Source organism: Nocardioides koreensis, from assembly GCF_039531775.1.
In the GTDB taxonomy this organism is placed as follows: Bacteria; Actinomycetota; Actinomycetes; order Propionibacteriales; family Nocardioidaceae; genus Nocardioides; species Nocardioides koreensis.
In genome coordinates this window covers 97,744-118,567 of sequence record NZ_BAAAQR010000002.1, presented here as the reverse complement: position 1 = coordinate 118,567, position 20,824 = coordinate 97,744, and the positions used below count along the sequence as shown (strand labels likewise).

Here is a 20,824-nt window from a genome sequence, read left to right as displayed (position 1 = left end):
CAGCGCGAGATCTCAGCCGCCTCGGCACGCGCGTCCTGCCCGCAACTGCCACGGCCGAGCTCGAGGGAGCCATGCCGACTTCGTCGACCCGAAAGATCGCGGTCCGGGCGACCGGGAAACGGTTCGTGAAGAAAGTCAGCCGGAACGGTCGGTACTTCGTGGACCAGGCGGGAGATCCCATCCTGGTCAAGGGCGACTCGCCCTGGGCGATCCTGGTCGACGCCTCGACCGCGCAGATGGACAGCTACGTCGCGACCCGGGCCAAGCAGGGCTTCAACGCCGCGCTGGTCAGCCTGCTGGGGAACGTCGCCAACGGCGGGCCGTCGAACTCCGGGGCGACGTACGACGGGGTCTTGCCGTTCGTTCACGGCAATCCCGGCCGTCTCAACGACAGGTACTGGGACCGAGTCGGACACTTCATCCGGAAGTGCCGCCACGCCGGGATCACCGTGATGGCCTACCCACTGGACGGTTGGACGGGCACGACGGACTACTCCGGTCTGGCCCAGGACTGGTCGAACGCGCAGGCGAGGGCCTACGGCAAGGCGGTTGCGGCCCGGTTGTCGCGGTACCCGAACGTGATCTGGGCCGTGGGGGGTGACTACAACGGGGTCGACCCCGCGGTGAACGCGCGGTCCAACGCGGTCCTCAAGGGGCTCGCCGCCGGCGGCATGAACCGGCTGTCGACGATCCAGCTCACCCTGAACCAGACCAGCTACGACGTCGACTACTGGGCGAAGCGGATCGACTTCTCCTTCGTCTACTCCTACGCCGCCACCTACACGATGATGGAGTCCGGCTACCGGCAGACCACCCCCGCGGGTGACCACCTGCCGGCGATCATGGGGGAGACGCACTACGAGAGCTACCAGGGGGTCACCGACCTGTACCTGCGCTCCCAGGCGGCGTGGGCGCTCACCTCCGGTGCGGCCGGCGAGTTCTACGGCAGCGAGGACGTCTGGGACGCCGCCCCGACCTCGAGAAACCTCCGCACCACAGCGGTCTCCCAGCTCTCCGCGCTGCGCAAGGCGTTCGGAAAGCTCAACGGGTGGCAGCGGCTCGTCCCCGACTACTCGTCCCACTTCATCACGGGCGGCCGCGGCACCAAGGGCGACGCCTCCGGCGAGTACGTCTCGGGCGACACCTATGTCACGGGCGCGATCACCCGCGACGGGACGCTCGCAGTCGTGTACGTGCCGAGCGCGACCTCGCAGACGATCACCCTCGACACGTCGCAGATGGGGCGCGGGTACACCGCTCGTTGGATCGACCCGACCAACGGCGCCAGGGTCGCTGCGCCGACCGGGACCAGCTACACGAAGAGCGGTGCCAACGCCGCCGGAGGGCCGGACTGGCTGCTGGTCCTGAGGTCCGACCACCGTCGATAACCGCCAACGGGTTCGCCGGGCCGCGGCTGCGTCAGCTCAACGGAGCCGCGCGGAACCGGTGCGAGGTGCTGCAGTGCGTCACGCGCCGCGTCACTACGGCGTCGTGCCCGTATCGGCTGCGGCAGCCGCTCGCCTGGCGCTGACGATGAGGACCACGAGAAGCACGGGCACGACGAGGGTCCACATGGTCGGGAGGATCCCGGCGAGAGCTCCGACCGTCGTCAACACGTACCCGAGGCGGGGCGATCGCGGCAGCAGAAGCGTTCCGGCGACCACCAGGGCGCCGCCGCCGACGAGCGTCGGGAACCAGAACCAGAGACCGCCATCGCCGGTGCGGACGAGGCGGACCGTTTCCGCGACACCCGCAACGACGAGCAGGCCACCGAGAACGAGTCCCAGCCACCAAGGCCAGCGATGCACCTTCGCACGGTAACCGTCCCGGTCTTCGTACGCCGACCTCGCCGCCCGCCGCGACGCCCTCCTCACCGCGGTCGTCGCGGCCACGCACCCGAGGTCCAGGACGGGCGCCGGTGCGGCGTCGCGCGCGTACTGTTGAGGAGCAGGCTGGAACGAAGGCGAGGACGTCGATGGCCGGCAGCACTGTCCGATTCGAGTCGCGGACCGAGATCCGACGACCCGTCGGAGTGGTGTTCGAGCGTCTGGCGGACCTGCCCGGCTACGGGCGGTGGATGCACCGCACCGGTCTGTTCCGCCGGTGTGACGTGACCTCGGCGGACCCCGTGGGGAAGGGGACGGCCTACGTCGATGCGACGAGGATGGGCACCTTCCAGGGCGAGGTGACCGAGTTCGTGGCGCCGTCGCGGATAGCTTTCCGCGAGACGCTGCAGTGGTCCGGCACTCCGATGATGCAGGCCCGGCCCGAGTTCTCACTCGAGGGAGACGAGGAGGCAACGGTCGTCCACCACGTCGCCGTCGGTGAGCTCTTCGGCTGGATGCGGGTGATGAAGCCTGCGGCGGCGCTGATGGCGAAGGTCGAACGGACCCGGACGCTCAGCTCCCTGAAGCGTTCCTTGGAGTCGGAGTAGCCGGGACCGGTGGCCCGATGACCGATGAGTCCGGGCGCGCGGGCGGGTCGGTAGGTGAGGTGAACCCGCCGATCGTGAGGAGTCTGCGATGCATGACCTGGGACCTGCTGCCCACGAGATGACCCGGCTGGTGACCGGGGTGCGCGACGACCAGCTGAGCGACCCGACCCCGTGCCCGGCGTACACCCTGGGCGACCTCCTCCAGCACGTGCGAGTGCTCGCCGAGGCGTTCACGGTGGCTGCGCGCAAGGAGCAGCCGGCCGCGGGCTCGGAGCCTCCGCCGCCGGGAGACGCCTCCCTGCTGCCCGCCGACTGGCGCGGGGAGATCGGCGGGTGGCTCGACCAGCTGGTCGACGCCTGGGCCGACCCGGCGGCCTGGTCGGGTACGACGTGGATCGCCGGCTTCGAGGCGCCCGCCCAGGCCGTGGGCATCACGGCTACCAACGAGCTGGTGACGCACGGCTGGGACGTGGCCCGCGCCAGCGGCCAGCAGCTCACCCTCGACGACGCGGCGCTGGCGCCGTCGAAGGAGTTCGTCGCCATGATGTCCGGGCCCGGTTCGGACCAGATGCGTGGTGACGCGTTCGGTCCGGCCCTGCCGGTCCCCGCCGGAGCGTCCCTGCTGGACGAGGTCATCGCGGGCAACGGTCGCGACCCCGACTGGTCCGCCGGGTGAGCGCGTCTCGTGGGTGATCGTCAGGACTGGACCTGGTCGACCCGGTGCTGGTCGACCAGGCCGCGGGCCGCCTCGAGGAGATCGTCGGGCACCGGCACGGGACTCGCGGGCCGGCCTGCGGCGTACGCCGCGACGACGGCGGCCCCCACGCCGTCGACGTCGAGGCCGGGGACCTCGCGGGACAGGGAGCCCACCGAGCCTGAGTCGAACTCCTGGCCCAGGCACCGGTAGACCTCCGCGAGCACGGGCCGGAGCCTCTGCTCGTCCCCGACCACCACCAGCGAGCTGAACAGCCACGCCCCGGGCACCATCCGCTGCGCGGTCCCGACGAGCTTCTCCACGCCCCGCGCGTTCACGCTGTGGGCGCCCGGGCAGTACTCGCCCGGCACCGCGCCCAGCCGGGCGTCCACGCCGAACCCCCGGAACAGGTCCACGAACATCTCGCCGAACCTCCCGAAGCGCGCGTCCTGCCCGCCGATCGAGCCCGTCTCGTGGCGCACGTGGTCCACGACGAGGGCTGCGGACGTGTAGGCCACCGCCTTGCCGCCGGTCGCGCGCACCACCGGCTCGAAGCCGGCGGCCCGTGCCGCGTCCACGGCCGCGGGGAAGCCCGGGAGCCGGGTGTCGCCGCGGCCGAACACGACCACCGGCGTGGCGGGTCGGTAGAGGCGCAGCGTCTCCTCGACCCCGCCGCCGCGGGCCTCCGTGACCAGGGCGCGGGCCAGGGCGAGCTCGAGCGCCGGCTCGCTGTCGACGAGAGCACCACGCAGGAACCGCATGCGCACATCATCACGGACGGTGCCGGGGGCCGTTCCTGGTCCCGGGGGCGGGTGCAGCAGGCTTGGACCATGACATCGGTGGACGGCGGCCAGGACGACGCGCAGGTGGGCGAGCTCGGCGAGCGCCTGGCCTCGTGGCTCGAGGAGCTCGACCTGGCCACGCACCTGGCCGCGGCCGGCCTGCCCACCTTCGAGCGGGACGCGCAGGGCCGGGCGGCCTGGCGCGAGCCGGGCACGGGCGCCCCGTTGACGCTCGACCGGCTCGAGGAGCTCGACCGGGTGCTGCACAGCGAGGGGTCGGACCCGCAGCACGCCGTGCCCGTGCCGCTGGTGCTGATCGCGCGGCAGGCGCGCCTGCGCGGTGAGCTGCTCGCCAGCTCGTGGTTCACCTACGAGACTCTCGCCGAGCTGCGCGGCGCCTCCCTCGAGGCCACCCGGTTCGCGGTGCACAAGGCCGCCCAGAGCCACCGGCTGCTCGTCGTGACCGCCGACGAGCGCGCCCTCGTGCCGGCCTTCCAGCTCACCGCCGCGGGGGAGCCCCGGCCCGAGCTCGTGGCGGTGCTCGAGCCGCTGCTCGCCGCCCGCATGGACCCGTGGCGTGCCTGGTCCTGGCTGACCCAGCCGGCCGGGCTGCTCGGCGGGCAGGTGCCGGAGCGGGCCGCCGCCGACCCGGCGAGCGTCGACCTGGTGGCCCATGCCGCCGTCCGCCTCGCCGAGCGGGTCACCGCCGACCCCCGCTGACGGGTGCTCCGCAGCGAGCCCGGCAACCCCGCGAGGAGCCCCGCGGCGGTCTGGGAGACGCCGCCTAGCATCGCCACATGACCGACACCGCTCCCCGGGTCCCCGACGCCACCGTCAGTCTCACCAACGGCGGACGCATGCCCCTCCTCGGCTTCGGGACCTGGCAGCTCAGGGGCCGGGACGCCGTGCGCGCGACGTCGGCCGCGCTCGCGGCGGGCTACCGGCACCTCGACACCGCCACCATCTACCGGAACGAGGGCGAGGTCGGCCGCGCCCTGGCCGGGAGCGGCGTCCCGCGCGAGGACGTCTTCCTCACCACCAAGTGCCCGCCCGACCGAGCCGGGCGGGAGCTCGAGACGCTGCGCGAGAGCCTCGCCCTCCTGCAGACCGACCACGTCGACCTGTGGCTCATCCACTGGCCGGCCGGGGGTTCGGGCAACGCCGACATCTGGCGCGCGTTCGTCGAGGCCCGCGAGGCGGGCCTGGCCCGGGAGATCGGGGTGAGCAACTTCGACACCTCGCTCGTCGACGAGGTCACCAAGGCCACGGAGGTGCGCCCCGCGGTGAACCAGGTCGAGTGGAGCCCGCTGTTGTTCGACGCTGACACGCTGGCCGGGCATCGCGCCCGGGGGGTCGTGCTGGAGGGCTACAGCGCGCTGCGCGGCGGCACCCTCGCTCACCCCGTCATCCGCGAGATCGCCGAGCGGGCCGGACGGACGCCGGCCCAGGTCATCATCCGCTGGCACCTCCAGCACGGCGTCGTCGTCATCCCGAAGTCGGTCGACCCCGACCGCATCCGGTCGAACGCCGACGTCGCCGACTTCACCCTGGCCGACGAGGACATGTCCGCGCTCGACGCCCTCGGCCGGAGCTGAGCCCACCCACCTGTCAGGCGTCGGCTCAGGTCCCGGCCACGTGCCAGTGGTCGGTGCATCCGCACGCGTCCCGCACGTTCTCGGCCGACGTCACGGGCTCGGGACAGTAGGGCCTCAGCGCCGTCCGGCGACGAAGTAGGCGATCGGCCCCACCGGCTGCACGACGCAGGCGAGCACCCAGACGACCTTCGGTCCCCGGACGTCGGCGGACGGACGCCGGGCCAGGTCCCGCAACACCACGGTCGTCATCACGAGCTCCGCCGCACCGGCAGCGAAGATGGCGCGCTGCTGCGTCGTGCTGAGGTCGGACCACCGTTTCTTCGCCATGGCAGGAGGTTACGCAATGCCCCCTCAGCCGAGCGTGTACGCGCGACCTGCGGCGCTTCGAACCGCGCGACGATCTCGACTGGGCGGCGTCGGTCGTCGCGTCCTGAGCAGGATCGGGTGATGATGGGCCGCATGCGTGTCGCCCTCTCGGTCACCTGCGTCAACGACGCGATGTATCCCGACACCGGCAAGGCCGTGGTCGCGCTGCTGCGCAGGCTGGGGGTGGACGTGGAGTTCCCCGAGGCGCAGACCTGCTGTGCGCAGCCGATGGTCAACACCGGCTACCTCGACGAGGCGGTGCCCGTGGTGCGCACGTTCGTCGACGCGTTCGCGGGGTACGACGCGATCGTGACCCCGTCCGGATCCTGCGCCGGCTCCGCCCGCCACCAGCACTCGCTCGTGGCCCGGCGGTCGGGTGACCCCGGCCTGGAGCGCGCCGTGGCGGAGACCTCGCCGAAGGTGTACGAGCTCAGCGAGTTCCTGGTCGACGTGCTCGGGGTGACCGACGTGGGGGCCTACTTCCCGCACCGGGTCACCTACCACCCGACGTGCCACTCGCTGCGCCTGCTCGGCGTGGGGGACCGGCCGCGCCGGCTGCTGGAGGCGGTCCGGGGGATCCGGCTCACCGACCTGCCGGCCGCGGAGGAGTGCTGCGGCTTCGGCGGCACCTTCGCGGTCAAGAACGCCGACACCTCGGTGGCGATGGGCGCCGACAAGGCCCGGCACGTCCGCGAGACCGGGGCCGAGGTGCTGGTCGCCGGTGACAACTCCTGCCTGATGCACATCGGCGGGATGCTCTCGCGACAACGCTCGGGCGTCCGGGTCATGCACCTGGCCGAGATCCTGGCGGCGACCGAATGAGCGGCACGTTCGTCGGGATGCCGGCGTTCCCCACCGCGGCGCGCGCCGCGCTCGCCGACACCCAGCTGCGGCACAACCTGGCCCACGCCACCCACACGATCCGGGACAAGCGGGCGCGCGTGGTGGGGGAGGTCGAGGGCTGGGAGGACCTGCGGCTGAGCGGGGCCGCGGTCAAGGAGTCCGCGCTGCGCGACCTCGACCGGCACCTCGTCGAGCTCGAGGCGTCGCTGACCGCGAACGGCGCGACCGTGCACTGGGCCCGGGACGCCGCCGAGGCCTGTGCGATCGTCGCGGAGGTGGCGAAGGCCCACGGCACCGACGAGGTGGTCAAGGTCAAGTCGATGGCCACCCAGGAGATCGGGCTCAACGAGGTGCTGGCCGAGCACGGGATCTCCGCGTGGGAGACCGACCTGGCCGAGCTGATCGTGCAGCTGGGCGAGGACCTGCCCTCCCACATCCTGGTGCCGGCCATCCACCGCAACCGCGCGGAGATCCGGGAGATCTTCCGCGACAAGATGGCCGCGGCGGGACGCGCGGCGCCCGAGGACCTCACCGATGAGCCGGCCGTGCTGGCGGCGGCGGCGCGGCAGCACCTCCGGGAGAAGTTCCTCAGGGCCAAGGTCGGCATCTCCGGCGCCAACTTCGCGGTCGCGGAGACCGGCACCCTGGTCGTCGTCGAGTCCGAGGGCAACGGCCGGATGTGCCTGACCCTGCCCGAGGTCCTGGTCAGCGTCGTCGGCATCGAGAAGGTCGTGCCGACGTGGGCCGGGCTGGACCCGCTGCTCCGGCTGCTGCCACGGTCCTCGACCGGCGAGCGGATGAATCCCTACACCTCGACCTGGTCCGGGGTCACTCCCGGCGACGGCCCGCAGGAGGTGCACGTCGTGCTCCTCGACAACGGGCGCACCCGCGCGTTGGCCGACCAGGTCGGCCGGCAGGCGCTGCGCTGCATCCGCTGCTCGGCCTGCCTGAACGTCTGCCCGGTCTACGAGCGGGTCGGCGGGCACGCCTACGGGTCGGTCTACCCCGGTCCGATCGGCGCGATCCTCAACCCGCTGCTCAAGGGGACCGGTGACCCGCAGACCGACTCGCTGCCCTACGCCTCCTCGCTGTGCGGGGCCTGCTTCGAGGTCTGCCCGGTCCGCATCGACATCCCCGAGGTGCTGGTGCACCTGCGCTCGAAGGTGGTCGACGGCCACCGCGACGACCGGGTCCCCAAGCCCGAGGCCGCGGCGATGAGGGCGACGTCGTACGCCTTCTCCGACGCGCGCCGCCTCGCCCTCGCCGAGCGGGTCTCCGGGCTGGCCGGGCGGGTCCTGGGCCGGTTCGGCCGTACGACGCTGCCCGGCGGCCGGCGCGCCGCCGGACGGCTCCCCGGGCCGGGGTCCGCCTGGACCGGTGCCCGCGACCTGCCCGCACCACCGGCGGAGTCGTTCCGCGCCTGGTGGAGGCGCACCGACGGAGGCCGGTCCTCGGTGGTCGAGCCTGTCGAGACCACGGACGGTGACCGATGAGCGCCCGCGACGACATCCTGGGCCGGGTCCGGTCCGCGCTGGCCGACGTCGACCGGTCGGTGGAGGCCGAGGTGCCCCCGGCGCCGCGGCGGGCCCCGCTGGCCGGCGAGGCGCTGGTCGCGCACTTCGCCGAGCGGGTGGCGGACTACCGCGCGGTCGTCGAGCGGTGCTCGGCCGAGGACCTGGCCACGACCGTGGCCGCGGCGCTCCCCGAGGGCGCGACCGTGGTCGTGCCGCCGGGGCTGGGCACGGAGGTGCCGGGCGCGGTCGTCGACGACGGGCTGTCCGCCGCCGAGCTGGACCGGATCGACGCGGTCGTCACCGAGGCCCGCGTCGGCGTCGCCGAGACCGGCACGATCGTGCTCGACCACGGACCCGGTCAGGGCCGCCGGGCGATCACGCTGGTGCCCGACCGGCACGTCTGCATCGTGCGGGCCGACCAGGTCGTGACCGACGTCCCCGACGCCGTCGCGCTGCTCGACCCGTCCCGGCCGCTGACCTGGATCAGCGGGCCCAGCGCCACCAGCGACATCGAGCTGGACCGGGTCGAGGGCGTGCACGGGCCGCGGGCCCTGCACGTCATCGTCGTGGATTGAGCCCGGGTCTGGCAGGCTCCGGGCCATGCCGCTCGAGACCGACTCCGCCCGCACCTGGGTCACCGAGGCGATCCGCCGCATCGAGGCGGACACCAACCGCAGCGCGGACACGCACCTGCACGTCTTCCCGCTGCCCGGCTCGTGGGGCGTCGACCTCTACCTCAAGGACGAGTCGGTGCACCCGACCGGGTCGCTGAAGCACCGGCTGGCGCGGTCGCTGATCCTCTACGGGCTGGCCAACGGCGACATCACCGAGGGCACCGTGCTGGTCGACGCCACCAGCGGCTCGACCGCGATCTCCGAGGCCTACTTCGCCGCCATGCTGGGGCTGGATTTCGTCGCGGTGGTGCCGCGCGGGACCACCCAGGCCAAGCTCGACCTGATCGAGCGGGCCGGCGGGCGCTGCAACCTGGTCGAGCGGCCCGACCAGATGTATGCCGAGGCCGAGCGGCTCGGCGGGCAGCCGGGCTACCACTACCTCGACCAGTTCGGGCGGGCCTCGGTGGTCACCGACTGGCGCGGCAACAACAACATCGCCTGCTCGATCTTCGAGCAGATGGCCCTGGAGCGGCACCCGGAGCCCGCGTGGATCGTCGTGGGTGCCGGCACCGGCGGCACCAGCGCGACCATCGGCCGGTACTGCCGCTACCGGCGGACCGGCACCCGGCTGGCCGTGGTCGACCCCGAGGGGTCGGCGTTCCTCGACGCATGGCGGACCCGCAGCTGCGAGGTGGTGGCGCCCGGGTCGCACATCGAGGGGATCGGCCGCCCCCGGGTGGAGCCGTCGTTCGTGCCCACGGTCATCGACGAGATGCTCCGGGTCGAGGACGCCGCCTCGGTCGCGGGGATGCGGCTCGTCGAGCGGGTCATCGGCCGCCGGGTGGGCGCGTCCACGGGCACCAACCTGGTGGGGGCACTGGAGCTCGCGACCCGGATGCGCGACGCCGGCGAGACCGGCAGCATCGTGACCCTGATCTGCGACGGCGGCGACCGGTACACCGGCACCTACTGGGACGACGCCTGGGTCGCCGCCCAGGGCTGGGACCTCGCCCCGCACCGGTCCCGGTTGGAGCGCCTGCTCGAGCTGGCCTGATCCCAGGTGCTGGCGCCGACCGATTTCACCGGCACGCCGGCCCTCCGGTACTCTCTCCGGCGGTGGCGTGTCCGAGCGGCCTAAGGAGAACGCCTCGAAAGCGTTTGTGGGTGCAAGCCCACCGAGGGTTCAAATCCCTCCGCCACCGCCATGAGATCTCCACTGAGATCGACGAGGACCGGATCCAGCACTGGATCCGGTCTTCGTCATTTTCGGTACGCCGCGTCGCGGGCGTGGATGAGCCCACGCGGGCCGTGCCCGCCTCCCGGGCTCAAGACCCCGGCCGGGGATGCCGATCCTGTGGATGAGAGGCGGACCGGTCGGGTGACCACCACGCGTTCGCGCGGTCGCCCGTGCCCGCCTCGGGTGCAGCCGGGCTGGACGCTGCGCCGGTGTCTCACTCGGAAGGTTGCACCTCATGTCGCGTCGTCCACTGCTCCTGCTCCTCGGTGTGCTCACCCTGCTCACCGGTGCCCTCGCGCCGACCGGCGATGCGTACGCCGCCGACGAGGCGGTCCAGGTCGCCTGGCCGGTCTGCCCGCTCGTCTCGGGTGCCCCGGCGTCGCTGACGGTGACGGGGACGGACCTCACCGGTCCGCATCGGATCTACCTGCGCGAGGTGCTCACCGCCGGCGCCGCGGACCTGTCGACCTCGGAGTACCTCACGCCGGAACAGCCGGTGGTGACGCTGCCGCTGCCCACGGTCGGCCCGGGCAGCCACGAGTTCGCGGTCGAGGTCGCGACCGGCGCCGACGACGGCACCACGCTCGCGGCGGAGGTCCTCGACTGCCGGGTGCTCCGTCGGCCGACCGTGGTCGCCGCCACCTTCCCGACGGGAACCGTGGCGGCCGGCGCGAAGGCCCTGGTCACCGGCACGGTCACCGGCCTGCCGGGCCGGACCGTGCAGCTCCAGGTGCGCACGAACGACGGCTGGGCCGCGCTGGGGCGTCCGGCCAGGACCGCCACGGACGGGTCGTTCGCCGTGCACGCGCCGACCTGGTGGGTGCACCGGACCACGATGCGGGTCCTCGCGCCGGTCACCGACCAGGACCGCGCCGCGACCAGCGCGACCACCGGAACCATGACCGTGGCGCGCCCCTACCGGCCCCGCGCCGGCACCGCCTGGACGCCCCTCGACCGTCACCACCCCCGCTGGAACCCCTGCGACGTGATCACCTACCGGGTGAACCGCGACCGGATGCCCGCGCACGGGATGGCCGACCTCCGCGAGGGGCTGCGCCGGGTCTCCCAGGCGACCGGGCTGCGGTTCGAGCACGTCGGCGGCACCGCGTTCGTGCCGCTGCGCAGGGGTCACGAGCAGGCGCGGATCCGGAACGCCGACTTCGCGGTGGCCTGGGCCGCCCCGCGGCAGGTGCCGTGGCTGGCCGGCAACGTCATCGGCGTGGGCGGCGGCTCGTGGTCGTCCTCGGGCGGGGGACCCGCCGGGTTCACCTACGGCTTCATCGTCCTCGACGCGACGGCGCGGCTGCGCCCCGGCTACGCACCGCACCGGTACACGTGGGGCTCGCTGGTCCTGCACGAGCTCGGCCACGCCATCGGGCTCGGCCACGTCAGCGACAGGCGGCAGATCATGGTCTCGGGCCTGCAGCCCGTCGAGGCCCAGTACGCCGCGGGCGACCTGCGGGGCCTGGCCGCCGTGGGTGCCGGGCAGGGCTGCTTCACCTCCAGCCCGTCGGTGACGGCGAAACGGCTCGCCCCGGGCTCCAACAGGTCGCCGGCCCCGATCGTGGCGGTCGCGGACCGCTCCTAGGCCTGCGCGCGCTCCCGGATCCCGCCGGGTCCCCGCCGGGTCGGTCGGCCGGATCGGGCCCGTCCGCTGTGCCCTGGGGGCGCTTCGCCGACTTCGTACCGTGGAGGCATGACCGGGTCGCTGTCCTTCACCTGGTGGGGGCACGCCTCGACGACCGTCGAGCTCGACGGCGTACGGGTCGCGGTGGACCCGCTGCTCGTGGACCGGCTCCTCCACCTGCGCAGGTACGCCGTGTCCCCGGCGCCACGCGCGGCGGTCGCCGACGTCGTCCTCATCTCCCACCCGCACGCCGACCACTGCCACCTGCCGTCGCTGCGCCTCTTCGACCGCGGCACCACCGTCGTGGCGCCCCCGGGCGCGGCGGAGCTGGTCGGACGGCTGGGCTTCGAGCACGTGGTGGTGGCCGTGCCGGGGGCCGGCCTGCGGCTGGCGACGTCACAGGACACGACGATCGAGGTCGAGGTGCTCGGGGCCACCCACGACGGGCGTCGGCTGCCGCTGCCGCGGGCGACCGGCACCGCCGTCGGCTTCCGGGTCGCGGCCGCGGGCCGGTCGTTCTGGTTCCCCGGCGACACCGGCCTGCGCGAGGACATGTGGGACGTCGACCCCGTCGACCTGGCGCTCGCGCCCGTCGGCGGCTGGGGGCCGACGCTCGGGGCGGGCCACATGGACCCGGTCGAGGCCGCGGAGGCGGTGGACCGGGTCGGGGCCGACTGGGCGGTGCCGGTGCACTGGGGGACGTTCTGGCCGGTCGGGCTGGGGCGCGTCGACCGGCGCCGGCACCAGCACCTCTTCGTCACGCCGGGTCAGCGGTTCACCGAGGCGGTCGGCGACGCGTCACGGACGGTGCTGCCGGCCCCCGGGGAACGGGTCGAGCTGCACGGATGACCCCCGAGATGACCTTCGTCCCTGCCGTCGTCGAGACCCGCGTGGCTCGATGAACACACGGACACGGGGACAGGAGGAGCGATGCACACCAAGACCTGGACGGTGGAGATCTTCATCGGCGAGCAGGACGACCGGACGCACGCCGAGGCGCGGTTGAGCTCGGAGCGCTCGGCCGGGCAGCTGAGCGGCGAGGGCACGGCCCGGCGGAACCCGACAGACTCGAACGTCCCGGAGATCGGTGACGAGCTGGCGGCCGCGCGGGCCCTCTCGGACCTCGCTCACCACCTGCTGGACGCGGCCGCCGAGGACATCGGCGCCGTCACGAACGAGCACGTCCACCTCTACCGCTGATCGGTCACACGGTGCCGCCGACCCGCCAGCCCTGGCCCTGCGCCAGCGCGGCGAGGTTCTGCCAGTCCGTGTAGTCGGCGCTCCCCTCGGGGCCGCAGGGCGCGCTGACGGCGGCCGGCACCGACCAGCGCGGCGCCGTCAGGTTCGGTGCCCGGGAGAAGTCGAGGACCTCGGCGAGGTTGCGTGCGGCGGCGTCGCGCGGCGTCAACGGGTCGAGGCCCCAGCGCCACTCGATCATCTTCAGGACCGAGGCGTGGTCGTAGACGTGGTGCGCGACGTGCCCGCGCCGCGCCCGCGGCGAGATCAACATCGCGGGGGTCCGGAAGCCACGCATCCCGGTGCCGACCTCGGGGGTGGCGTCGGGCGCCGTCGTGGGGGCGACGTGGTCGTAGAAACCGCCCCACTCGTCGTAGTTGATGACCAGCGCCGTCCGCGCCCAGGCCGGCCCGCCGGTGACGGCCTCGTAGACCTGGTTGAGGAAGGACTGCCCTGCCCGGATGTCGGCGTGGGGGTGGTCGTCGGCCGAGCTGCCCGTCCCCTCGTCGAGGAACTTCGGGTCCAGGAAGGACACCGCGGGCAGGTTGCCGGTCCGCGCGTCGAGCAGGAACTGCGGCCAGGTGCGCGCGATGTCGAGGTACTTGGGCCCGTACAGCGCCAGGAACGGCGTGTCGACGTAGTAGTAGGCGCGGGAGACGCCCTGGTCCGCCAGCCGGTCCCAGATCGTCGGCATCGTCGCGATGTCGGTGGAGTTGTGGATCCGGTCGGTGCGGGCGCTGTGCTGGTAGAACCGGTTCGGGTAGGTCTCCGCCATCGTGGCGGAGAAGTAGCGGTCGAAGACCGTCCAGTACGGCGCCGCCTGGCCGTAGAACCCCAGGTCGCCGCGCTTGTAGTAGCCGATCGCGAACTCGTCGTTCTCGCCCGACCGCAGCCAGCCGTCGCAGCGGCCGCCGTTGTACTGGACCCGGCCGCCCTCGTAGGAGTGGTCGGGGTCCGGGTGCGCGCAGCCCTGGTAGTCGGTCAGGTGGTGGGTCGAGTGCGCGACGCCGTCGCGGTCGACGTACGTCAGTCCGGCCTGCTTGCCGTCGGCGCCCTTGAGCCAGCCGAGGTAGTGGTCGAAGGACCGGTTCTCCATCATCAGCACGATGATGTGGTCGATCCCGGAGGAACCCGGCTTCGGCAGGGTGCTCGCCGCCTGGGCGCTCTCCTCCAGGCCACCGAGGGCGGCCACGCCCGCCAGCCCGGCCGCACCGGTGAGGACCTGACGCCGGCTCGTCGGGGTCACTTGCCCGCGCCGTAGACGTCGGTGCCGAAGCCGCGGGCGTCCTGCGCGTAGCCCAGCGGGGACAGCCCGAAGGTGTCCTCGATGGTGCGCAGCAGCGAGTAGTGGTTGTAGCCGGTGTCGTTCCAGGTGCCGGGGGTGATGAACGGCGACAGCAGGACCGCGCCGGTGCGCCCGCCGCCCATGCCGTAGATGCCGGGCAGCGCGGCGTTGGGTCCGGGGCCCTCGCCGCAGCAGGCGTCGGCACCGTCCGGGCTGTTGGTGTCGGCCTCGTCGAAGGTGACCACGAGCAGGCCGTCCTGCTGGTAGGCGGGCGAGGCCAGGATCTTCGGGATCCAGGTCTTCAGCCACTCGTCGGCGGTGGCCAGGCCACCGGGGCGACCGTCCACGCAGGGGCTGTCGTGCCCGTCGTTGCAGAGGTTCGGGGTGATGTAGGACAGGTTCGGCGTCGTGGCGACCGAGCCCAGGTCGGTGGCGAGCTGGGAGAGGTCCACGTCGTTGTGGTCGCACGTCGGGGACGACGTGATGCTCCTGAAGTAGACGAAGGGGTTGTGGCGGGCGGCGTACTGGTCGCCGACCTCGGCCTTCTGGGTGTCGTCGGCGGTGTTCGGCTCCGGGTGGCGGCACGAGGTGCCCATGTCCTCCATGTAGCCGTGCCAGGTCAGGCCCTTCGCCTCCAGCTGGTCGGCGACGGTCTTCACGCTCGACGGGTAGACGCACCCGTTGCCGACGGCCTGGTCGGGCGCCACGGTCCCGGTCTGCACGAAGTCGGAGTAGACCTGGCAGTCGCCCTGGGTCTGGGCGTCCGGGCCCTGGCCGCTGATCTGGGCGATGTAGTTGGGCAGGCTGTTGTGGGCGGTCCCGTAGTACTGCGAGAGCAGCTGGCCCTGGTCGCGCAGCGTGGTGCTGAGGTACGGCGCCGGGGAGCCCGGCCCGAAGGTCTCGTCGTAGCCCTTGTTCTCGAGGTTGACGACGAAGACGTGGCCCACGGCGGGTGCCGCCGCTGCCTTCTTGCGGGCCGCCGCATCGGCGGGAGCGGCGTCGTGGACGAGACCGGCGGTCAGCGAGACCGCCGCGAGCGTGGCGGCGGCGAGCGGCGCGGCCACCCGGCGTACGACGTGGGGGGTGAGGCTCCAGGCGTGCATCCGGCAGGTACTCCTCAGGGGATCGGTGTGCGCGACAGCTCCCCCCCAAGCTCCTCGAGACGGTTCCCGTCGCTCTCGTCCTCGAAACCACGGCGGCGTGAACGCACGGTGAATCGTCACCGTGACCGGTCTCCCGGGTGGGTCAGCCGCCCGCCGCCACGTCGGCGACCAACCGGACGATCCCCCGCGCCACCAGGAAGACCCCCGCAGCGCTGATCAGCCAGACCACGAGCATCCGGCCGTGGCGGTGGATCGCTCGCTGCAGCCGATCGAGCAGACGGTGGGCCGTCGTCGGTGCTGCCGCGTCCAGCGCCACCGGTGCCCAGGCGGGCAGGCACGCCAGGGCGACCAGCACGGCAGCGGCCGGCAGGCTGTCCCACACGGGCAGTCCCTCGGCGGCGATCTCCTTGGCCGCGGCAACGACGAGGGCGAGCGTGGTCAGGTTCGTCGCCATGGAGAAGAGCCCGAAGGCGAACGCCGTGGGTGGGGTCAGGCGGCCCGGCGTGTGCCGCCGCCGTTCGGGGCGGCGGTGCGGATGCGACAGCCCCACGGCGGCGGCCAGCGCGAGGATCACCCCGCCGGTCAGCAGGTCGAGGCCTGCGTCGAGGCGGGGAGCGCTCGGCAGCGCCAGGGAGTACCCGGCGAACAGGACGACGCCGACCACGCCCACGAGGACGGTCGCGGTGCCGGCCGCATAGGCGAACCCGGCCCGAGCCCCGCCCGGGCCGGCCAGGAGCACCGTCTGCTCGGTGAGCATGACCGGGCTCACCCCTGCGGCCAGACCCAGGGGCACGAGCACGACGAAGAGGTGCTCCATCCTCCGACGATAAGTGTCGGACTCTCCGCGGACCCCCGCTGAACGCGAGGCCACGGGTAGCGGGGTGAGTGAACCGCCCGAGGCGCGGCGTGCCGGCAGGCTCCATCACCCGGGGTGCGGGTGGTGGAGCCTGCTGACTCGGTGGGTGCTCAGTTGTTGTGGAGCTGGATGGTGCCGAGTGGGGTGACCAGGTAGGAGCGGCCGTGGGGGCCGTGCCACTCGTAGGTGCCGTCGGGTCTGCGTCGGTATCTCCAGCGGCCGCTGGTTTTGCAGCGGTGGTGTCGCCGGCAGAGGCAGGCCAGGTTGTGCGGGTTGGTCTGCCTGGGTGGTCCGCCCTCGTCGAGGGGGACGTAGGGCTCGATGTGGTCGAGGTCGGTGTGGCGGGCGTCGACGGCGCACCAGGGGAAGACGCAGTGGCCGTCGCGGAGGATGACGATCTGCCGGATCTCCTCGCTCGGGTCGTGCCCGTCCACCGCGGGGCACCGATTCAGGTCGAGCACGGGCCGGATGACCACGTCCTCGGAACGGTTCAGCCAGTCGCGGATCCTGGCCAGGGTGGCCGGGCCGAGCTTCTCGACCTGACCGACCGCGTCCTGGTCGAGGTGCAGCAGGTCGGCCAGGGAGGCGTGGACGTAGAGGGTGGTCTGCCGCCGCCGCACCGGGACGGTCGCGACCGGCTCGACCCATGTCACGCCGTCGTCGCTGTCGCCGGTGAGGGCGGTGAGGTCGAGGGTGGCCTGCTGGGCGGCGATCACGCCCAATGCTTTGGCCTTGCGGATCTCGAGGTCGTCGGTGTCGCCGAGGGCCTTCAGGGCGGCGGCCTGGTCGCAGACCAGGTCGTGGAACGCGGTCAGGTCGAGGGTGTCGCCGGCCACGTCGAGGTAGCTGGTGCCGTCGACGTCGCCGGGGGCGGGGTGGCGCAGGGTGACGTGCCACCCCTTCTTGCCGGTCTTCTCGCGCTGCTCGAGCAGCTCGGGGTGGTACTTGGCGATCGCCATCGCGACCGCGGTCTGGATCGCGGCGAACCCGCACGAGGCCAGCCGGGGGGCGAGCTGGGCGTCGACGTAGCCGGCGGCCTCGCGGGAGAGGGGGTGGGTGGCCTGGGCGACCTGGCGGGCCTTCCACGGGTCCACGGTCAGGTCTTCGACGAGCCGCCAGATCCGGGGGAGGCGGTGCTGGAGGTCGAGGGCGTCGGCGATCAGCTTCATCCCGGCCAGGGTGGAGACCCCGAGCGCGGCGGCCACCGGCTCGGGCGCGAACGCCGAGACCGCGGGGGTGCCCTCCCCGCCGAGGGACTCATCCGCATTGAGCACGCCCGGGAGGGCGTCGCCGGCCCAGGTGGCCACGCCGGTGTCGGCGGTGGCGGGGTGCCGCACGCACCACTGCGCCGCGAGCCGGAGCTTGGATCGCTCGGCGACCCGGGCGGCGATCTTGGCGTCGTCGAGCAGGTCGAGGAGCCAGTCGGGGTCGAGGTCCTCGACCACCACCGGCTGTCCCATCGCGTCCACCTCGAGCATGGATCAATCCAAGCATCGGGCACCGACAGCCCGGCCCCGAAAACCGCGTGGTTGAGCGGGTCTGGGGAAATCGGAAAGTAAAACTTCTCGGACCCGGGGCGGCGTGGTCTCGACAAGCTCGACCACCGGGGGCGATCCGGGTGGCGTGGTCTCGACAAGCTCGACCACCGAGAGAAGCTCGACCAGCGGGGGCGACCCGTGCGCCGGGCGCCGGCCGCAACCCACGGCGTACCCGATCCCCGTAGATGCGATAGACCGCAACCACCGCCGAGCCGCCGGCCGCCGGCGGGGGTAGCGAGCTCAGCGCCGGCGCGCCTCGAGACCGAAGTCGTGGTCTCGACAAGCTCGACCACCGAGCGATGCTCGACCACCGAGGACACCGCGCGGATCAGCGGCCGTCAGGCCCGGCGCTCGACGCGCATCCGGAGCCACACCGCGACGCCCGGCACCAGCGCCAGCCCGGCCGCGGTGAGCGCCGCCGGCAGCGGCAGGTTCTGGGTGCCGAGCAGGCTCTGCAGCGGCGGCAGGTAGACCCCGGCCACCTGCAGCGCCGCGGCGCCGGCCACCGCGAGGTCCAGCGGCCGCTTCTCGCCGAAGGGTCCCGGGGCCCGCAGCGCCATCGCCACCGCGAGCTGGGCGGCGCCGAGCGTCAGGAAGATCGTGGTCTGGATGTCCCAGCCGCCCACGTCTGCGGCGACGCCCGCCAGCAGGCTCAGCGCCCCGATCGTGGCGCCCACCCAGCCGATCTGGACGGCCAGGCCGGCACCCAGGACCGACTCGTTCGGCGACCGGGGCGGCCGCTGCATCGCCGAGTGCTGCGCGGGCTCGGCGCCGAACGCCACACCCGGCAGGCCGTGGGTGAGCATGTTGATCCAGAGGATCTGCGCGGGCAGCAGCGGCACGCCCAGGGCCACCAGCGGGCCCAGGACGACCACGACGACCTCGGCGAGGCCGCCGGACACGGCGTACCGCAGGAAGTTGCGGATGTTGGAGTAGATCCGCCGCCCCTCCTCGACGGCGACCACGACGGTGCGCAGGTCGTCGTCGGCGAGCACCAGGTCGGCGGCCTGGCGGGCGACCTCGGTGCCGCCCTTGCCCATCGCGACCCCGATGTCGGCGTTGCGCAGCGCCGGGGCGTCGTTCACGCCGTCCCCGGTCATCGCCACAACGTCGCCGCGCTCCTGCAGCGCCTGGACGATCTGCACCTTCTGCTCGGGCCGGATCCGCGCGTAGACCCGGGTCTCGGCCAGCGAGTCCGGGTCGACCCCGGCGGCCAGCTCCGGACCGGTGACGGTCGTCGACTCCTCCTCGGTGATGCCGAGCCGGTCCGCGATGGCGTCGGCGGTCACCGGGTGGTCGCCGGTGACCAGCACGACGGCGATGCCGGCGGCCTGGCAGTCCGCGATCACGTCGCGGGAGACCTCCCGCGGCGGGTCGGCGATGCCGACCAGGCCCACGAGCTCCAGCGGCAGGTCGTCCGGCGGCGTCCCGTCGTACGACGCGGCGTCGGCCACCGCGATGACCCGGAAGCCCTGCGCGGCCAGCCGGGTGGTCTCGGCCGCCGCGGTCCCGCGCAGCGGCTCGGCGGGCGCGACGAGGTCGAGCACGACCTCGGGTGCGCCCTTGCAGACGCGCAGCGCCTGGTCGCCGGACGCGGCCCGGTGGGTGGTGGCCATCCAGCCGCGCTCGGCCTCGAAGGGCACCTCGCCCTCGCGCGGCCAGGCCCGGTGCACCTCGTCGGGGCGGGCCCCGCCCTTGGCCGCGAGGGCGAGCAGCGCCGCCTCGAGGGTGTCCCCGGCCGCACCCCAGGCCTCGCCGTCGGCCGTCGGCTCCACCAGCCGGGCGTCGTTGCAGAGCGCCGCGTCGCGCAGCAGCCGGTCCAGCGACCCGTCGGGCCCGGCCACCCCGTCGGGCACCACCTCCCCGTGCGGGGCATAGCCCGTGCCGGAGACGTCGTACCGGTGCCCGGGCGCCACCCAGACGGCCCCGGCGACCATCCGCCCCTCGGTGAGCGTGCCGGTCTTGTCGGAGGCCAGCACCGTCACCGAGCCGAGCGTCTCGACGGCCGGCAGGTGCCGGACCAGTGCATGCCGCTGGGCCATCCGGTGCGCCCCCAGCGCGAGGGAGATCGTGACCACCGCGGGCAGCGACTCCGGCACCGCCGCCACCGCCAGGCTCACCGCCAGGATCGAGGTCTGCACCAGCGGCTCGCCGCGGACCAGCCCCAGCACGACCACCACGACGCCGATGACCAGCACCGCGAGGACCAGGTCGCGGGAGAGGCGTCGGAGCCGGCGCTGCAGCGGCGTCTCCCGCACCCGGGCGGTGCCGATCAGGCCGGCGATCCGGCCCAGCCCGCTGTCGGCGCCGGTGCGCAGCACCTCGCCGACCGCGCGGCCCCGGGTGGCGACCGTGCCCGCGAGCACCTCCTCGCCCACGGAGCGGTCGACCGGCTGGGACTCCCCGGTCATGGCCGACTCGTCGATGCTGAGCGTCGCGGCCTCGACCAGCCGCAGGTCGGCCGGGACGATCGCGCCCGCGTCCAGCCGGACGACGTCCCCGGGCACCACGTCGGCGGCGGGCACCTCGAGCCGCAGGCCGTCGCGGACCACCTCGGCCACCGGTGCGGTCAGCTGGTCCAGCTCGGCGATCGCCTGGTCCGCGCGGAGGTCCTGGGTGACGCCGACAGCGGTGTTCACCACCACGACCAGGGCGATCACCGCGGCGTCCGCGGCGTCGCCGACCAGCACGGTCACGACCCCTGCCGCGAGCAGCAGCAGGATCATCGGGTCGCGCAGCTGCGCGAGGACGCGGCCGGCCGGGGTCACCCGGCGCGGCCGCGGCAGCGAGTTGGGACCGACGTCGGCGAGCCGCCGGGCGGCCTCGGTGGAGGTCAGGCCCCCGGGCGGCCGCCCGGCTGGTTCAGGCGTCGGAGTCGTTGTGGCTGAAGTGCTGGACATACGCGTCAGGTCCCGGGAACGTCAGCGACTCGTGGCCGTTGTCCGACCAGCGCACGAGGTACGGCGGGCCGCCGTTCTCGCCGTGCACCTCGAGGATCTCGCCGTCGCGGACGGCCTCGTCGACATGGGCGCTGCGGATGACCAGGCGGTCTCCCACGGTGGCGTGCATGGTGCTCATCTCCTCATCGTCGTTCGGGTGT

General features: G+C 73.4%; 21 protein-coding genes and 1 tRNA gene. 13 read left to right on the top strand and 9 right to left on the bottom strand.

What is annotated here, in order from left to right; translation table 11 throughout:
- Nucleotides 1–125: 125 nt before the first annotated feature.
- Nucleotides 126–1,388: an apiosidase-like domain-containing protein gene (locus tag ABD268_RS04610; RefSeq protein WP_344148287.1), complete on the top strand. Its 1,263-nt coding sequence runs from the start codon at nt 126–128 to the stop codon at nt 1,386–1,388.
- 93 nt (nt 1,389–1,481) lie between these two features.
- On the opposite strand, the gene ABD268_RS04605 is transcribed toward ABD268_RS04610, so the two are convergent.
- Nucleotides 1,482–1,808, bottom strand: coding sequence for a hypothetical protein (locus tag ABD268_RS04605; protein ID WP_344148284.1), 327 nt, complete (start codon nt 1,806–1,808; stop codon nt 1,482–1,484).
- Nucleotides 1,809–1,975: 167 nt separating this feature from the next.
- Between ABD268_RS04605 and ABD268_RS04600 the strand changes: the two genes are divergently transcribed.
- Nucleotides 1,976–2,434 carry an SRPBCC family protein gene (locus tag ABD268_RS04600; protein ID WP_344149182.1) on the top strand — a complete coding sequence of 153 codons (459 nt, stop codon included), beginning with the start codon at nt 1,976–1,978 and terminating at the stop codon, nt 2,432–2,434.
- 88 nt (nt 2,435–2,522) lie between these two features.
- Complete coding sequence (locus ABD268_RS04595; RefSeq protein ID WP_344148281.1) at nt 2,523–3,110, top strand: TIGR03086 family metal-binding protein; 588 nt, start codon at nt 2,523–2,525, stop codon at nt 3,108–3,110.
- 20 nt (nt 3,111–3,130) lie between these two features.
- On the opposite strand, the gene ABD268_RS04590 is transcribed toward ABD268_RS04595, so the two are convergent.
- On the bottom strand, nt 3,131–3,889 hold the full coding sequence (locus ABD268_RS04590) for a lipoyl protein ligase domain-containing protein (RefSeq protein ID WP_344148278.1): 759 nt from the start codon (nt 3,887–3,889) through the stop codon (nt 3,131–3,133).
- A 69-nt stretch (nt 3,890–3,958) separates the two neighbouring features.
- Between ABD268_RS04590 and ABD268_RS04585 the strand changes: the two genes are divergently transcribed.
- Nucleotides 3,959–4,630 carry a hypothetical protein gene (locus tag ABD268_RS04585; protein ID WP_344148275.1) on the top strand — a complete coding sequence of 224 codons (672 nt, stop codon included), beginning with the start codon at nt 3,959–3,961 and terminating at the stop codon, nt 4,628–4,630.
- 77 nt (nt 4,631–4,707) lie between these two features.
- The gene (locus ABD268_RS04580; RefSeq protein WP_344148272.1) at nt 4,708–5,505 is read left to right on the top strand and encodes an aldo/keto reductase; all 798 of its coding nucleotides are present in this window, start codon (nt 4,708–4,710) and stop codon (nt 5,503–5,505) included.
- Between the two features lie 114 nt (nt 5,506–5,619).
- On the opposite strand, the gene ABD268_RS04575 is transcribed toward ABD268_RS04580, so the two are convergent.
- A complete protein-coding gene (locus tag ABD268_RS04575) occupies nt 5,620–5,832 on the bottom strand; it encodes a PLD nuclease N-terminal domain-containing protein (protein ID WP_344148269.1) in 213 nt (70 codons plus the stop codon).
- Nucleotides 5,833–5,955: 123 nt separating this feature from the next.
- On the opposite strand from ABD268_RS04575, the gene ABD268_RS04570 reads away from it, so the two are divergent.
- From ABD268_RS04570 to ABD268_RS04535, 8 genes are all read left to right on the top strand, one after another.
- Nucleotides 5,956–6,693, top strand: a complete 738-nt coding sequence (locus ABD268_RS04570; RefSeq protein ID WP_425573677.1) for a (Fe-S)-binding protein — start codon at nt 5,956–5,958, stop codon at nt 6,691–6,693.
- Nucleotides 6,690–8,207, top strand: a complete 1,518-nt coding sequence (locus tag ABD268_RS04565) for a LutB/LldF family L-lactate oxidation iron-sulfur protein (protein WP_344148264.1) — start codon at nt 6,690–6,692, stop codon at nt 8,205–8,207. The genes ABD268_RS04570 and ABD268_RS04565 overlap by 4 nt, the downstream gene beginning before the upstream one ends.
- Nucleotides 8,204–8,803, top strand: a complete 600-nt coding sequence (locus ABD268_RS04560) for a LutC/YkgG family protein (protein ID WP_344148261.1) — start codon at nt 8,204–8,206, stop codon at nt 8,801–8,803. Before ABD268_RS04565 ends, ABD268_RS04560 begins: the two co-directional genes overlap by 4 nt.
- Nucleotides 8,804–8,828: 25 nt before the next feature.
- Nucleotides 8,829–9,896, top strand: a complete 1,068-nt coding sequence (locus tag ABD268_RS04555) for a PLP-dependent cysteine synthase family protein (RefSeq protein ID WP_344148258.1) — start codon at nt 8,829–8,831, stop codon at nt 9,894–9,896.
- Between the two features lie 61 nt (nt 9,897–9,957).
- A tRNA-Ser gene (locus tag ABD268_RS04550) sits at nt 9,958–10,047 on the top strand.
- A 267-nt stretch (nt 10,048–10,314) separates the two neighbouring features.
- Complete coding sequence (locus ABD268_RS04545; protein WP_344148255.1) at nt 10,315–11,667, top strand: matrixin family metalloprotease; 1,353 nt, start codon at nt 10,315–10,317, stop codon at nt 11,665–11,667.
- A 108-nt stretch (nt 11,668–11,775) separates the two neighbouring features.
- On the top strand, nt 11,776–12,555 hold the full coding sequence (locus tag ABD268_RS04540) for an MBL fold metallo-hydrolase (RefSeq protein WP_344148252.1): 780 nt from the start codon (nt 11,776–11,778) through the stop codon (nt 12,553–12,555).
- 81 nt (nt 12,556–12,636) lie between these two features.
- Nucleotides 12,637–12,906, top strand: a complete 270-nt coding sequence (locus tag ABD268_RS04535; RefSeq protein ID WP_344148249.1) for a DUF1876 domain-containing protein — start codon at nt 12,637–12,639, stop codon at nt 12,904–12,906.
- Nucleotides 12,907–12,910: 4 nt separating this feature from the next.
- On the opposite strand, the gene ABD268_RS04530 is transcribed toward ABD268_RS04535, so the two are convergent.
- From ABD268_RS04530 to ABD268_RS04505, 6 genes are all read right to left on the bottom strand, one after another.
- Nucleotides 12,911–14,188 (bottom strand): alkaline phosphatase family protein, encoded by a 1,278-nt coding sequence (locus ABD268_RS04530; protein WP_344148247.1) that lies wholly within the window; start codon nt 14,186–14,188, stop codon nt 12,911–12,913.
- The gene (locus ABD268_RS04525) at nt 14,185–15,330 is read right to left on the bottom strand and encodes an alkaline phosphatase family protein (RefSeq protein WP_344148244.1); all 1,146 of its coding nucleotides are present in this window, start codon (nt 15,328–15,330) and stop codon (nt 14,185–14,187) included. Before ABD268_RS04525 ends, ABD268_RS04530 begins: the two co-directional genes overlap by 4 nt.
- Before the next feature lie 142 nt (nt 15,331–15,472).
- Nucleotides 15,473–16,147: a GAP family protein gene (locus ABD268_RS04520; RefSeq protein ID WP_344148242.1), complete on the bottom strand. Its 675-nt coding sequence runs from the start codon at nt 16,145–16,147 to the stop codon at nt 15,473–15,475.
- Between the two features lie 149 nt (nt 16,148–16,296).
- The gene (locus tag ABD268_RS04515; protein WP_344148239.1) at nt 16,297–17,664 is read right to left on the bottom strand and encodes an HNH endonuclease signature motif containing protein; all 1,368 of its coding nucleotides are present in this window, start codon (nt 17,662–17,664) and stop codon (nt 16,297–16,299) included.
- Between the two features lie 398 nt (nt 17,665–18,062).
- On the bottom strand, nt 18,063–20,624 hold the full coding sequence (locus tag ABD268_RS04510) for a cation-translocating P-type ATPase (RefSeq protein WP_344148236.1): 2,562 nt from the start codon (nt 20,622–20,624) through the stop codon (nt 18,063–18,065).
- Entirely contained in the window at nt 20,587–20,802 is a 216-nt protein-coding gene (locus ABD268_RS04505) for a DUF1918 domain-containing protein (protein WP_344148233.1), read from the bottom strand. Before ABD268_RS04505 ends, ABD268_RS04510 begins: the two co-directional genes overlap by 38 nt.
- Between the last annotated feature and the right edge of the window lie 22 nt (nt 20,803–20,824).